At 40.3% G+C, this 13,795-nt stretch carries 15 protein-coding genes; 10 read left to right on the top strand and 5 right to left on the bottom strand.

Annotated elements, in window-relative coordinates:
- Positions 1 to 8: 8 nt before the first annotated feature.
- Entirely contained in the window at positions 9 to 1,466 is a 1,458-nt protein-coding gene (locus tag IL356_RS01905) for a vanadium-dependent haloperoxidase (RefSeq protein ID WP_121847477.1), read from the bottom strand.
- Between the two features lie 190 nt (positions 1,467 to 1,656).
- Between IL356_RS01905 and IL356_RS01900 the strand changes: the two genes are divergently transcribed.
- Positions 1,657 to 2,934: an NAD(P)/FAD-dependent oxidoreductase gene (locus tag IL356_RS01900; RefSeq protein WP_121847478.1), complete on the top strand. Its 1,278-nt coding sequence runs from the start codon at positions 1,657 to 1,659 to the stop codon at positions 2,932 to 2,934.
- A gap of 146 nt (positions 2,935 to 3,080) precedes the next feature.
- On the opposite strand, the gene IL356_RS01895 is transcribed toward IL356_RS01900, so the two are convergent.
- Complete coding sequence (locus IL356_RS01895; RefSeq protein WP_162987791.1) at positions 3,081 to 3,263, bottom strand: hypothetical protein; 183 nt, start codon at positions 3,261 to 3,263, stop codon at positions 3,081 to 3,083.
- A gap of 45 nt (positions 3,264 to 3,308) precedes the next feature.
- Positions 3,309 to 3,578: a hypothetical protein gene (locus IL356_RS01890; protein WP_121847479.1), complete on the bottom strand. Its 270-nt coding sequence runs from the start codon at positions 3,576 to 3,578 to the stop codon at positions 3,309 to 3,311.
- A 150-nt stretch (positions 3,579 to 3,728) separates the two neighbouring features.
- Between IL356_RS01890 and IL356_RS01885 the strand changes: the two genes are divergently transcribed.
- Together IL356_RS01885 and IL356_RS01880 are read left to right on the top strand one after the other, a co-directional pair.
- Positions 3,729 to 4,886 (top strand): homogentisate 1,2-dioxygenase, encoded by a 1,158-nt coding sequence (locus IL356_RS01885; protein WP_121847480.1) that lies wholly within the window; start codon positions 3,729 to 3,731, stop codon positions 4,884 to 4,886.
- A gap of 83 nt (positions 4,887 to 4,969) precedes the next feature.
- Entirely contained in the window at positions 4,970 to 5,524 is a 555-nt protein-coding gene (locus IL356_RS01880) for a nitroreductase family protein (RefSeq protein ID WP_121847481.1), read from the top strand.
- A gap of 1 nt (position 5,525) precedes the next feature.
- On the opposite strand, the gene IL356_RS01875 is transcribed toward IL356_RS01880, so the two are convergent.
- Both IL356_RS01875 and IL356_RS01870 read right to left on the bottom strand, forming a co-directional pair.
- Positions 5,526 to 6,845: a serine hydrolase domain-containing protein gene (locus IL356_RS01875; protein WP_121847482.1), complete on the bottom strand. Its 1,320-nt coding sequence runs from the start codon at positions 6,843 to 6,845 to the stop codon at positions 5,526 to 5,528.
- A 15-nt stretch (positions 6,846 to 6,860) separates the two neighbouring features.
- On the bottom strand, positions 6,861 to 7,376 hold the full coding sequence (locus IL356_RS01870) for a DUF456 domain-containing protein (RefSeq protein WP_121847483.1): 516 nt from the start codon (positions 7,374 to 7,376) through the stop codon (positions 6,861 to 6,863).
- A gap of 144 nt (positions 7,377 to 7,520) precedes the next feature.
- Between IL356_RS01870 and IL356_RS01865 the strand changes: the two genes are divergently transcribed.
- The 7 genes from IL356_RS01865 (at position 7,521) to hemW (ending at position 13,779) form a co-directional block, all read left to right on the top strand.
- Positions 7,521 to 7,898 carry a BlaI/MecI/CopY family transcriptional regulator gene (locus IL356_RS01865; protein WP_121847484.1) on the top strand — a complete coding sequence of 126 codons (378 nt, stop codon included), beginning with the start codon at positions 7,521 to 7,523 and terminating at the stop codon, positions 7,896 to 7,898.
- Between the two features lie 24 nt (positions 7,899 to 7,922).
- Positions 7,923 to 9,860: a M56 family metallopeptidase gene (locus IL356_RS01860; protein WP_162987792.1), complete on the top strand. Its 1,938-nt coding sequence runs from the start codon at positions 7,923 to 7,925 to the stop codon at positions 9,858 to 9,860.
- Positions 9,861 to 9,862: 2 nt separating this feature from the next.
- A complete protein-coding gene (locus IL356_RS01855; RefSeq protein WP_121847485.1) occupies positions 9,863 to 11,002 on the top strand; it encodes a tetratricopeptide repeat protein in 1,140 nt (379 codons plus the stop codon).
- A gap of 43 nt (positions 11,003 to 11,045) precedes the next feature.
- On the top strand, positions 11,046 to 11,522 hold the full coding sequence (locus IL356_RS01850; protein WP_121847486.1) for a hypothetical protein: 477 nt from the start codon (positions 11,046 to 11,048) through the stop codon (positions 11,520 to 11,522).
- A gap of 69 nt (positions 11,523 to 11,591) precedes the next feature.
- A complete protein-coding gene (gene ruvC / locus IL356_RS01845; protein WP_121847487.1) occupies positions 11,592 to 12,149 on the top strand; it encodes a crossover junction endodeoxyribonuclease RuvC in 558 nt (185 codons plus the stop codon).
- A 67-nt stretch (positions 12,150 to 12,216) separates the two neighbouring features.
- A complete protein-coding gene (locus IL356_RS01840) occupies positions 12,217 to 12,576 on the top strand; it encodes a four helix bundle protein (protein ID WP_121847488.1) in 360 nt (119 codons plus the stop codon).
- A gap of 63 nt (positions 12,577 to 12,639) precedes the next feature.
- Positions 12,640 to 13,779, top strand: coding sequence for a radical SAM family heme chaperone HemW (hemW, locus tag IL356_RS01835; RefSeq protein ID WP_121847489.1), 1,140 nt, complete (start codon positions 12,640 to 12,642; stop codon positions 13,777 to 13,779).
- The last annotated feature ends 16 nt before the right edge of the window (positions 13,780 to 13,795 follow it).

The raw sequence follows: 13,795 nt of genomic DNA, 5'->3' as shown, positions 1-13,795 counted from the left end.
CCGGAAGTTTAATTGCCTAAATGGTCATTGTAAAAATCCCAAGCGGCAGAAGCAACATCTCTGCCCAATTCGAGCCCGGCAACATTGTCCGCCTGAATATGGTAACCACCCATTACCCTTGAAATACCCGCCATATTGGCCGTTTCGGTAAATGTTGGAAACTCTAAGGTGACTTGTTTGCCAAAAAACTTTTTGTCCGTTTCGGTATAGGAGCCTGGTGTCAATGTAACTTTCTCGCCAAAGAAATCGCTACCTGTAAAGAGCCTCAATACTTCTGCACAGGCACCGCTAATCGTGCTGTGGCCCGAAGTATAGCTGGGAAAAGGGGGGCATAAAAAGACATCTGGCGAATAGGGCCGCCACTCTTGCCCTTTCATTTCAATGACTCCTTTTCCTGGGCCTCCCCAAGCTTTGATAACTTGGTTTTGATAATAGTCATGTACCAGGGCGTAGGGTCTAGCGTAGTCGTAAAACATTTTAGAATCCCAAGATGCGATAAAGGCATCCATAGCGGCTATCTCCGTTAGAAAATACATTTTTACATCTTCATCTAAGGTATGGTTGTCACGTCTTGAAACATCTTGAGCAAACTTCAACCAGTGGCCCGCTTGTTGTACCGATTGAGGCCCATCTCGCATGAACTCGACTAAAGCTTTGTCTTCGTCGCTAAGGTTGGCTTGTAAATCGATTACTTCTTTTACTTCGTTCTTCAGTTGTTCGGAACCGACCATGGGCGGAGGGCCTGGTCTAAATTGGTCAGCCGTCTTTAGGGTCATCGGCTTAACATTTTGCCAGAAGGGGGTAAGACACCCAGGGGCATATTGTCCGCCTTTTCCATCGGAAAAGTATTTTGGCTGCCAACGATTGATATCGGTATTTTCGTCCGCTGTATTAATAGGAGCGTAGTTGGTATAGTCAAAATAAGGTTTTCCATTTGATCCCTTTTCTTCACCATATTGATTACTTCCGTCGTTTTTTCTGGCTTCTATTACGGCTTTTGCCGCCAGATTGCCAATGCCCTCGGGCGTGTTGGGGTCTAATGATGTATTCTTAGGGTCTAGGCCTAATTTTTTCATCAATTTCTCAAACATTTTGGTGTCGGAATAATAGTATTCTTTCATAGCACCGAAAGCTGCGTAACTGATGGCTATTTCTTTATTTTCTAGCGTTTGTTCATTAGCAGGCCTCCTATCGATTTCAGTAAGATAAACGGGCTCGGCAGAAGAATCGTACCGAGACCAAGCATCGAAAATAGAGGTGAAAATAAGACCTAAATAACGGGATGTTATGGTGGGTCTGGGCTTGAATCTTTCAGTATCCGAGGCAGTGGCATCTAGAGCCATTTTGCCCCATTGGTAAGCAACGTTCTCGGTTCCTTTCGGTTCGTCCGATACTTTCTTTTGAGCTTTAAGGGTACTTGTGCTACAAGCTATAAACAGTAATACAGCGAAACTTAATCTTGTCATTGGTTGGGTTGAGCGATTAAATAAGCGCTAAATATATAAAGTACGTTCGGTTATCAAATAGATTATCTGTTAAAACCTTAAAGACAGGGCAAGGTAAGGGCAAGTTTCATGTTCATTATTAGAGTTATTATTTCCCGTTAAAAATGCCAATAACTCTTTCTTCGAGGTGTAAATTTGTATAAAAAATCATATGAACCTACCCCAAACCGACAAAAAACGTTTAGTAATTATAGGGGGCGGATTTGCAGGTATATCATTGGCCAAAAAACTGAAAGATTTAAACGTTCAGTTGGTAATGATCGATAAGCATAACTACCATACCTTTCAGCCTCTTCTTTATCAGGTATCCACCAGCGGATTAGAGCCCGACTCAATCGCTTACCCTATTCGTAAAGTTCTTAAAAGGTTGAGCAATTTTCACTTTCGCTTGGCAGAGGTCGAACGTATTGATGCCGATATGCAAAAGGTATATACTTCAATTGGTGATTTGACCTATGACTATTTGGTTATCGCCACGGGTACCAAGACCAATTTTTTTGGAAACCAAGATTTGGCCAAAAACGCCATGCCTATGAAGAACGTGCCTCAGGCGTTAAACATTCGAAGCCTGATGTTACAAAATTTTGAAAAAGCAGATGATTGTGAGAGATTAGAAGAAAGAAAGGCCCTTCTTAATTTTTGTATAGTGGGAGGTGGGCCAACCGGCGTTGAGCTTTCAGGTGCTTTGGCCGAACTGAAACGCAACGTGTTCCCTAAAGATTACCGTCATTTGAATGTAGAGGAAATGCAGATTCATCTTTTCGAAGGCGCCGAAAGAATTCTTCCGCCTATGAGTGAGCATGCCTCTAAAAAGGCATCTGATTTTCTACAAGAACTGGGGGTGCAGATTCATTTAAAGACCTTAGTGAAAGATTATGATGGTGAAACGGTTACTTTGAATGATGATACGACCATGAGATGTAAAAACTTGGTTTGGGCAGCTGGGGTGACCGGGGCATCGATACCAGGTTTAAGCGGTCAGGCCTTGGTGGAAAAATTAAACCGATTCAAGGTTGATAGGTACAATCGTATTGAGGGGTATCCCAATATTTTTGCAATCGGCGATATTGCTTATATGGAAACTGATGCTTTCAAAAAAGGGCACCCGCAGGTAGCGCAACCAGCTATTCAACAAGGTGAGCATTTGGCCAAAAACCTGTATCGATTGTTGGAAGGTAAAAATCTTGAGCCCTTTACTTATAATGATAAGGGTACCATGGCTACTGTTGGCAGAAACCGTGCTGTAGTCGATTTAAGCAAGGTGAAATTTTCAGGATTTCTGGCTTGGTTCGTTTGGATGTTCGTTCATCTAATGGCTTTGGTCGGCTTTCGAAACAGGGTTATCGTATTTTTTAACTGGGCCTACAATTATATCAATTATGATAAGGCTGCGAGGTTAATTGTCAGGCCGTTCAATCACAAAACTTAGTTTGCAAGCCGTAGTCGCTCAAAAATTAAAAAGCTTTATTATATTTGTTCCGTTGTGTTGTGACCCAAAACCTTTTTAGGTATGGGCCAATGAAAGGCTTTCCAAATCGGAAGGCTTTTTTTGTTTTTAGAAGATGCCCGTTGCGGTTATGCTTGAGCCACCAGAACCAATGCGGCAGCAATTAAAATTGATATAAAAACGACGGCTGTGGTTCTCCAAGAGAACTTTTTCTTCGTTTTTTCGGTTTTGGAACTAGAAGTTGATTTTCTCTGATGTACTGTTCTTGTAATAGTACTTGTTGCTGTGGTATTAGATTCTGTTCTTTTCATAGTCATTCATTTCTTTCATACAGAATAATTTCACTTATAATCTGGTTAGCCCTTTTTTACTTTCCTTGATTGCGATTTTTCAAGACCGTTCTTGCTTTCGCCACCCTGGCTGTATAGCTTGCTTTTTTTGTCCATCAGATTTTTGGTACCTACTAAATTCTTGTTTTTGTATGAAGTGGTCTTGCTGTTAGTAAAGTCTAACCGTTCCCCTTTTACCAAGAACAGACGATTTTCATCACTATTTTCTGATGGCGATTTATTATCGGTTTTTTGTTCGTTGATTTTCTTGGAATTCACTTCATTTTCATTTTTCATACAGCGGCAAATTAATGCTAGATACTTCAAACACCGTACGTTAACCGATCATTTGTTGATTCAAAAAGTATATGGGCAATGTTCAGGGCTTTCCCAGAAAGGAAGAATGAAAATTGTCGTATTTTTAAAGAACTCACTTAAAACTACATTATGCCCCTTTATCATCGCTTGGGATCTATACCCAAAAAACGGCACACTCAATTTAAAAAGGCTGACGGCAGCTTACATTACGAACAGTTGTTCGGAACTATAGGTTTTGATGGCATGTCATCTCTTCTCTATCATCTGCACCGACCCACGCAGGTAAAAGAAGTACTTAAGACGCTAGATGTAGCACCTCGAGCTGCTGTTGATTATAACATAAAATCGAGATTGTTAAAGGGGCTTGAGGTAAGACCGGAGAATGATTATCTAGATAGCAGAAAGACCGTTCTATACAATAACGATGTTCACATCGTATTGGCGGCCCCAAAAAAATCGATGACCGATTATTTTTATAAGAATGCTGATGCCGATGAGTTGATTTTTATTCATGAAGGAAGCGGCACTTTAAAAACCCTTATGGGTGAAATAGTCTTTGAATATGGCGATTATTTGTTGATACCGAGGGGAATGATTTATCAAATTCATTTTGATGGCGAAGACAACCGATTGCTCATTACCGAAAGCTACCACCCGATCTATACACCCAAGAGATACCGCAATTGGTTCGGGCAGCATTTAGAACATTCTCCATTCTGCGAGCGGGATTTTAAACTTCCGCAGAACTTGAATACGCATGATGAGAAGGGCGATTTTTTAATGAAGGTTAAGAAACAGGGCCAGTTACACTATATGGTTTACGCTACACACCCGTTCGATGTGGTCGGTTGGGACGGATACAACTTTCCATACGGCTTTTCCATACACAATTTTGAGCCCATAACCGGTAGGGTGCATCAACCGCCTCCAGTGCATCAGACCTTTGAAACATCGGCTTTCGTGGTTTGTTCATTTTGCCCAAGATTGTACGATTATCATCCGGAAGCTATTCCGGCACCTTACAATCATTCCAATATCGACTCCGATGAAGTACTCTATTATGTTGATGGTGATTTTATGAGTAGAAAAGGTATTGATAAGGGGTATATTTCATTACATCCGGCAGGCATCCCCCATGGTCCGCATCCGGGAACCTATGAAGCAAGTATTGGTAAAAAAGGTACGGAGGAGCTGGCCGTTATGGTAGACACCTTTAAACCTCTCAAACTTACCCAAGCGGCCTTAGACATCGACGATGGCAAATACTACCAAAGTTGGTTAGAGTAAGGTTATAGTCAGCTGTTATCTTTTTGCCAAAACCATGCCCACAATCGTTCGATTGGGTATTTTTGAAAAAATAAAGCAATCAAGTGATATTAGATTTAATAAGAAAAAGACGTTCTGTCTTTCCCGTACAGTACAATGACAAGCCTATTGCGAAGGCAGATATAGAGAAGGTTCTAGAAGCGGCCAATTGGGCACCGAACCACAAAAGAACCGAGCCATGGCGTTTTAAGGTGATGACTGGCGAGACAAAAGAAAAATTGGGGCTGTTTCTCTCTTATAAATATATGGAGCATGAAGAGCGACCCAAACAGATGAAAGCCAAAAAGCTTATCGAAAACCCGAAAATGGCCGGTGCGATTATCGCTATTTGCATGCAGCGAGATCCAAAGGAAAGCCTTCCGGAATGGGAAGAAGTTGCAGCAACGGCCATGGCGGTACAGAACATGTGGTTGTGTTGCACCGAAATGGGAATAGGAAGTTATTGGAGCTCGCCCGGACTGATCAAATTTATGGACGAGTTTTTTGAAATGGAAGAAGGCGAAAAGTGCCTTGGCTTTTTCTACATGGGGCACTACGATGAAGAATTACCTGAAGGTACTCGCGGGCCAATTGAAGATAAGGTAGTATGGGCCGATTGAGCTATTCTATCTGGTAATTATAGGTAGCACCACCTTGCTTTAAAACCATTGATTTTGAAGAAGGTTCGAATTCCATACGAACCCCTGCCTGATTGAATTCGAAAACATCTTTTTCGACGGCTTCAAGTAGAAACGAGGGCTGCCCTGTCGCTTGGGCCATCAATCCGTTTTCGCTTTGCGTAATGGTGATTTTAAGAGGTATTTGTTCACTTGAATAAGTGCCAACATAAAGTGCTAGCGCTTCAGGTTGAACGACGAAGCTTTTAAAGCTGGGTAAATCGAAGGGTTTATCGAAATAAGCGCTAAGTGCAGCGACCATGATGTCATTATTGTTGACCCTTGAGCCGTTAGAAGTAAGCGAGAAGGCCAGCTTATCTTCAGGTAAATAACCTAGCATTGAGGTGAAACCGTCAATTCCGCCATTATGTCCGTATCCTTTTTTGTCATAGAAGGGCATTTGAAAAATGCCCATTCCGTAACCATCTGAGATGGTCTTCATGGTGTTTAACGATTCTTTTTCAATAAGCTTTTCAGAAAAAAGAGCGGTTATGAATCTGTTGAGGTCCGTAGGAGTTGAAATTAATGCTCCCGCACCTAAGGGTATGGACATGTCTGTTTCTTTTTCCTCAATCCAAGAATCCGTAAATCTATAGGATAAGGCTTCGTTTTCGGAAGTCTTGATATGCTTGCCAATTTGGGTGCGACCTAATTTTAGCGGTTGAACAATCTTAGTATCGACCAAATCAGTATAAGATGTTTTAAAAACATCCTCTAAAATAAAGGTGAGTAGAATATAGTTTGAGTTGCTATACTCTGCCTTGCTATTGGGTTCGAAAATAGATTCTTTTTCACTTATTAGATGTACAAGTTCTTTTCTTGATTTGGGTTCGGTATGCCATTCAAGATAATCTTCACTGCTTGTAAAATTGAATATACCGCTTCGGTGACTTAACAGATGGCCAATGGTTATCTTACCTGCATTTTCAATTTCCGGAAAAAATGTTTCAATGGTCCGGTCAAGTGAAAGCAAACCTTCTTCTATTGCCATAAATGTGAGGGTAGAGGTGAACATCTTGGTAATAGATCCAACACGATATTTCGTATGGTTGTCGGCTTTTTGTTGATTTTCTGTATCGGCAAAGCCTAGCGACTTTTCATAAACGGTTGTTCCGTCATGACTCATGCTAAAACTACCCATCCAACGGTTGTTGCTTTCTAAAATGGTAAATAGGCTGTCAAGTTTTTCAAATTGCCTTTCTTGGGCAAGCAATATATTTTGAAAAAGAAGGAAGGATATAAGGGCCAGGCCAATTTTCTTCATGCTGCTTTTGTTAGATTATTTTATAAAAGGAAATAGACCATAGCGATATTCCCATGCTTTTGAAACGAAAAGTCCGAGATAGACCACGGCTACTACAAATTTGATAAAAGTTCCTGTAAGAAAACCAAGAAAAGACCCAAAGGCTGCCTTCGTGGCCGTTTTTTTATCGGCTTTGTTCAATAGTTCACCTACCAAGGCCCCGACAAAAGGCCAAATTATAATACCTAACGGACCCAAAAAAGGAAAAATTAGGGCAATGACGAGCCCCAAAGTAGTACCGATCATACCTGCCCTGGTACCTCCGAATTTTTTAGTTCCGATAGCGGGTATAATGTAATCTAGGGCGAAAACAACAAGGGCAACGGCCGCCGTTATGCCCAAAAACCACCAATCTTGAGGTATGGCAATAGTCAGGTGAAGCAGCAAAAGGCCCAACCAGCTTAGAGGAGGACCGGGCAAAACCGGTAAGAAACTACCAAGTATGCCAATAATAGTAAAGACGAAACCAACTATAAGTAGGGCAATATCCATCAAAATCGATTTGTGTATATGACTATGTGGTTTTGAAAATGTTACACATCTCTATGGCAATCTTTCATTTTTTTCAACTAAAAAAATAGTTTAAACTAAAAATTTAGTTATATTTGATTGTTATTAAACTAAAATATTAGTTGAATGAAGCAATTGACCAAGGCAGAAGAAGAAGTAATGCAAGTATTATGGCAGTTACAAAAATGCAATGTGGCCTCCATCATAGAAGAATTGCCCGAACCTAAACCTGCGTACAATACCGTTTCTACCATTGTGCGAATTTTAGAGGGAAAAGGCTTCGTGGATCACGAGAAACAGGGGAAGGGCTATCTGTACTTCCCAGTGGTTAAAATGGCAGATTACAGCAACCAAAGCATCAATAAGTTGGTAGATGGTTACTTTCAAGGTTCTTTTAAAAGTATGGTTTCCTTTTTTATGAAGAAGAACGACATGAGCCTAAAAGAGCTGGAATCCATCCTTCAGGAAATAAAAAAGGGAGACGACACGACCTCCAAGAAATAAATAGAAAACTAAAAATCAGTTCTAATGATACAGTACATTTTAGAATGCATCGCCTTTCAGTTGGTTTTTTTGTTGGTGTACGACCTCTTCTTGAAAAAAGAAACCTTTTTTCAATGGAATCGAGCTTATCTTATTGGAACCTATCTCATTTCTTTGGTGCTACCATGGGTGAAGATTGAAGCCCTGAAAACGCAGGTGCCGGAACGATTGTACGCATACCCCGAAGAATGGTGGAATATGAACAATACTCCGGAAGTGGCGGTAGTCGCTCGAGATACCTCACTGAATTTGAGTTGGCCCGCAATCGTTTTCGTGGTGGGAATTATCGTTTCCTTGGTTTTGTTTACCTATAAATTAGGCCAATTATATGCCCTTCGAAAGAGTGGTGAGGTGCAGTACTTTACCCATTTCACCAAGGTGGTATTAAAGAATAGTGATGCGGCCTTTTCCTTTTTTAAGTCCATTTTTTTGGGCGATAGGGTAATACAAAAAGACCACCAGAACATCATTGAACACGAGCTTGTACATATTCGACAAAAACACACCTACGATTTACTGTTCTTTGAGCTAATGCGAATCTTTTCGTGGTTCAACCCGTTAGTATATGTCTACCAAAATAGGCTGTCTGAACTGCACGAGTTCATCGCCGACGCCGAGGTAGCGAAGCATGAGAGAACAAAGCATTGTGAGCTCCTACTCTCCCAAGCTTTTCAATCACAAAATATTTCATTCATCAATCAATTTTTTAAATCATCATTAATCAAAAAACGAATAGTCATGTTACAAAAAGCAAAATCGAAAAAAATCTGGAAATTAAAATATTTGGCTTTGGTGCCGATGTTGTTCGGTATCCTGTTTTATACCTCTTGTGAACGCGATTTAGACGAAACCAACTCTGCCAATACAATTGAAGTGAGTAATGTAGAAAGCCTGTCAGCTGAGGAAGAACAGAATTTTTATGTTCGCTTGTTGGATTTGTCAAAACAGGGTGGAGAGTGGAATTTGGTACTCAAAGACGGTAACTCTACTATCACCTTTACCCATCCCGTAAATGAATACTCCTATATTTCCGGGCCCAATGGAGTGCCTATTAAGGCTGCCATGCAAATAAACTCTAAGGTGCTGGCCAGTGATTTTGACATTTTTGAACAAGACCTTAAGAGTGTAATAATTAATGGTAATGGGGTTGATGTACCTTTCACAGTTGTTGATGAAGTACCAATTTTTCCCGGTTGTGAAAATGCTTCGGATCCGAGGGCCTGTTTTCAGCAAAGTATTCAAAAACATATCAGCAAGAATTTTAGATATCCAGAGCAGGCCCAAACGCAGGGTATAGAAGGCAGGGTGTCCGTAATGTTTACCATCGCGGAAGATGGAAGTATTGTCAATATCAGAAAACGTGGGCCGCACCAACTTTTAGAGGAGGAAACCGAAAGAATCATCGCTCGGTTGCCTCAAATGAAGCCAGGAAAACAAAAAGGTCAAGCGGTACGGGTTCCTTTTTCGATACCCATCACTTTTAAATTGTCTCAAACCAACGCCTTAGGGGCAAATGTGGAAATGTCAACCAACAACCCCCAGCGCATGTCTATGGATGAGGTAATGGCAAATATTAATGTTATGCCCTTTGCTACAGTAGAGAAAGCACCCGTTTTTCCCGGATGTGAAAATGCTTCAGATTCTAAGGAATGCTTTAAGCAAAGCTTATATAAACATGTTGGTAAACATTTTAGGTATCCAGAAGATGCTCAGGCAAGGGGTATTCAGGGCAGGGTGGCTCTAATGTTTACCATAGCAGAAGACGGAAGCATTCAAAGTATCCGATATAGGGGTCCGGATGCCTCCTTAGAGGAGGAAGCTCTAAGAATTATCAAGAAGTTACCGCAGATGCAACCGGCCCAAAATGGTGGTAAAAATGTAGCGGTAGCCTATTCGATACCAATAAATTTTAAATTACAATAGAATTGAGAACCGTATTGAAGGGAGCAATTCTTATGGTTTTTGTAAAAGCCGAGGCTCAAACTTCGGCTTTGGCCGTTGCCGATAGTCTTTTCTCTACGGGTGATTTTACAAAGGCCATTAACCATTATGCCCAATCAAATGACCAAAATGCGAGCCTTCAAATTGCACGCTCTTATAACGCTTTGGGCAGATATGATAAGGCCATCGCGCAATATGAAGATGTTGTTGCAAAGCAGCCGGAAGCACAAATAGCAGGTTTTGAATTGGCCAAACTGTACTTGAAGACCAAGTCTTATGAAGAAGGGCGTAAACTATTTTCAAAATTGATTGCTTCCAATGATTCGAATCCTGAATATCATTATTATCTCGGTGAAATTTTTACAGAATTGAATCAACCGGCCAGTAGCTTAAATTCCTATAAGAAGGCTATTGAAAAAGACAGTCAGCATTTAAAGAGTTTATTTCGTTTAGGGAAGTTTTTTGTAATAAAGAGAGAAAAAGAAGCGGCGCTGAGGTATTTGAATCAGGGATTAAATGTGTATCCGGATGATGTGTCTCTCATCAACCTAAAGGCTTTGGGGTATTTTAATAACAACGAATACCAAAAGGCACTTCCCTTGTTCGAAAGATTGGTAGCGTTGGGCGAAACCCAAGAATTTATTCTATCAAAATTGGCCTATTGTTATTTTAAAAGTTGGGAGTTTGAAGAGGCGAAATCAACCTATAAACAAGTGCTCTTTTTTAATGATCAAAATTCTGATGCCTATTACAATTTAGGCCTTGTTCATTTAAAGGAACAACAGTTAGATAGCGCCCAGATATTTATTCAAAAATCAATAGAGGTGCAAACCCCTGTTTTGACACAAGAATATGAGGCTTTGGCCAGAATTGAGCGGTTGAGGAAAAACCCTAAAATGGCATTGAAGTACTATCAAATGGCGCATGAAGAGGCGCCCGAGGTTTCTATGCTGTTTCATAATGTTTGTACTCTGGCCGATCAAGTTTATGACAACCCCGAAAAGGTGCTGCCTTATTATGAAGAATATCTTGAACGTTACGGTCATGAAGACGGGTATAGCATCGAGATGGTCAAAAAAAGGGTCTCGCAATTAAAGGAGGAGATATATTTTGGCAAAAAGTAGGTTCTTCTTAAAAAATCGTAATTTCCGCCTAGATTAGAGGGTAATGCGATATCTCACTTTATTAATTATTTTATTGGTCGGTTCCAGTTGTAACTGGACAGCCTCTCGGGAAAAGAAAACTCGAGAACTGGTCAATGAAGAGATTCAGAATATCGACTGGGCAGAGGTAGATAAATATCCCCTTTTTGAAGATTGTGACGAGACGGCGAGCAAAGAAGAGCAGAAGAACTGTTTTGCGAAAGTTTTAATATCCCATTTCTCCGGTTATTTTGATGAAACATATATTTCATCCATAGAAAATACCTCAGATACTATTTACATCGATTTACTCATGAAAGAGACAGGCCAACTCGAATTGATGGATGTAATCAATGGTGAAATACTAGAAGATAATTTACCCCAATTTAAAGAGCAGTTAGCGAAAAGTTTAGATAGTCTTCCTATGGTGAAGCCGGCTTTAAAGAGAGGCATTCCCGTAAAGGCCAAATTTAGAATTCCTATAGTTTTGAGTCCGCAGTGATTGGCTTATAGATGGAAGTTCATTATTAAAAATTGTTAGTCTATTGCCGTCAACCCTCACCCCAAGCGTTTGAAAACAGAAAAAATCATATTAGGTATTGATCCAGGAACCACCATCATGGGGTTTGGTCTTATAAAAGTTGTAAACAAGAAGATGGAGTTCATTCAAATGAACGAATTATTGCTTCAGAAGTATAACGATCCTTACGTAAAACTGAAATTGATTTTCGAACGCACCATAGAACTTATCGACACCTACCACCCTGATGAAATTGCTATTGAGGCTCCTTTCTACGGAAAAAATGTGCAGTCGATGCTCAAGTTGGGTAGGGCGCAGGGGGTGGCCATGGCCGCCGGTTTATCGCGACAAATACCTATCACCGAATATCTGCCCAAGAAAATAAAAATGGCCATCACCGGAAACGGAAATGCCAGTAAAGAACAGGTGGCCAAAATGCTTCAGGGTATGCTCAAATTAAAATCGTTGCCCAAAAACTTGGACAGTACCGATGGTTTGGCCGCAGCCGTTTGTCATTTTTATAATGAGGGTAGGGTTGAAGTGGGTAAAAGCTATACAGGTTGGGAAGCTTTTGTTAAGCAGAATGCTAAAAGGGTGAAGAAGGGGTGATTCAGTTTGACAATAAACAATTGTCAATTAGCAATAATCAAAATTTAATACACGTAAACATTTATAAATGGCTCAACTCAACAATCCTTTGGCAGAAAAATCATACGCCTTTGCATTGGAGGTTGTCAAGGTGTATAAGTTTTTGAAAGAAGATAGAAAAGAATTTATTCTTTCAAAGCAATTGTTAAGGTCCGGAACTTCCATTGGGGCGAACATTGCAGAAGCAAATGGTGCTATTTCTACTGCAGATTTTTCTTCAAAAATTTCTATTGCCTATAAAGAAAGCCTTGAAACTAAATATTGGCTAAACTTGTTAAACGAATCCGGTTATTTAACTTCAGAAACATCGAAGGTATTAATCGAGAAGGCCGATGAACTTTCACGTATAATGTTCTCCATTTTAAAATCAACTAGGATTAAAAAATGAGCCCTACTCCCAACTTATAAAGTAACATTGCAAATTGATTAGTGTTAATTGTATATTGAGAAAATGAGCGGCATCTACATACATATTCCCTTTTGTAAGCAGGCTTGTCATTATTGCGATTTTCATTTTTCTACTTCGATGGGGAAGAAAGATGCGATGGTCAAGGCATTGCAAAAAGAGTTGAAAATGAGGAGGGCTGAGTTGGAAAATGATACTGTGGAGACCATTTATTTCGGTGGAGGTACTCCCAGCGTGCTTTCCAGTGAGGAAATAAATTCTCTTATTCAAGCCGTTTATGATGAATATGAAGTATGTCAAAATCCGGAAGTCACCTTAGAGGCCAACCCTGATGACCTGTCCGAAGAAAAGATAAAAGAATTGGCCCAGAGCCCTATCAACCGCTTGAGTGTCGGTGTTCAATCATTTTACGATGAAGACCTCAAGCTGATGAATAGGGCACATTCGGCAAAAGAGGCGCTACAATCGTTAAAATTGGCAACGGAGTATTTCGAAAATATTTCCCTCGATTTGATTTACGGTATTCCCGATATGAGTAATGAGCGATGGCTCAAGAATATAGAAATGGCTTTGTCATTAGAGGTTCCGCATATCTCAAGTTATGCTTTGACCGTAGAACCTCAAACGACATTGGCAAGTTTTATTAAAAAGGGATTGGTAAAGAATGTAGATGATGAGGTAGCGCAGGAGCACTTCCATATTTTGGTAGATAGGTTGCAAGAGGAGGGGTTTGTTAATTACGAGATTTCAAATTTTGGAAAACCGGGTTTCTTTTCCCAAAATAACACCGCCTACTGGAAACAAAAAAAGTACTTAGGTATCGGTCCCTCGGCCCATTCTTTTGATGGTATCAGCAGGGGGTGGAACATCAATAACAATCCGAAATATTTAAAGTCTATTGAAAATGGTAAGCTTCCTCTAGAAACCGAGGTTCTTTCGCTTACAGATAGATATAACGAGTATGTGATGACTGGGCTGCGGACAATTTGGGGCGTTTCTTTGGATAAGATTACAAAGGATTTTGGAGAAAATTTCAAAAAGTATGCCCTGCAACAAGCCCAGAAGCATATTACTCAGCACTTACTTTTTTTAGATGGTGACATCCTCTTAACCACCAAAAAAGGAAAATTTCTAGCCGACGGCCTCGCCGCCGATTTATTTATGCTTAATTTATCGGATAGTTAGTTAAACCTTAATTGAC

It is taken from the genome of Euzebyella marina (assembly GCF_014855515.1).
Classification (GTDB): Bacteria; Bacteroidota; Bacteroidia; order Flavobacteriales; family Flavobacteriaceae; genus Euzebyella; species Euzebyella marina.
Note: the sequence above shows the minus strand (reverse complement) of the source record. Positions and strands in the feature narration are given on the sequence as shown.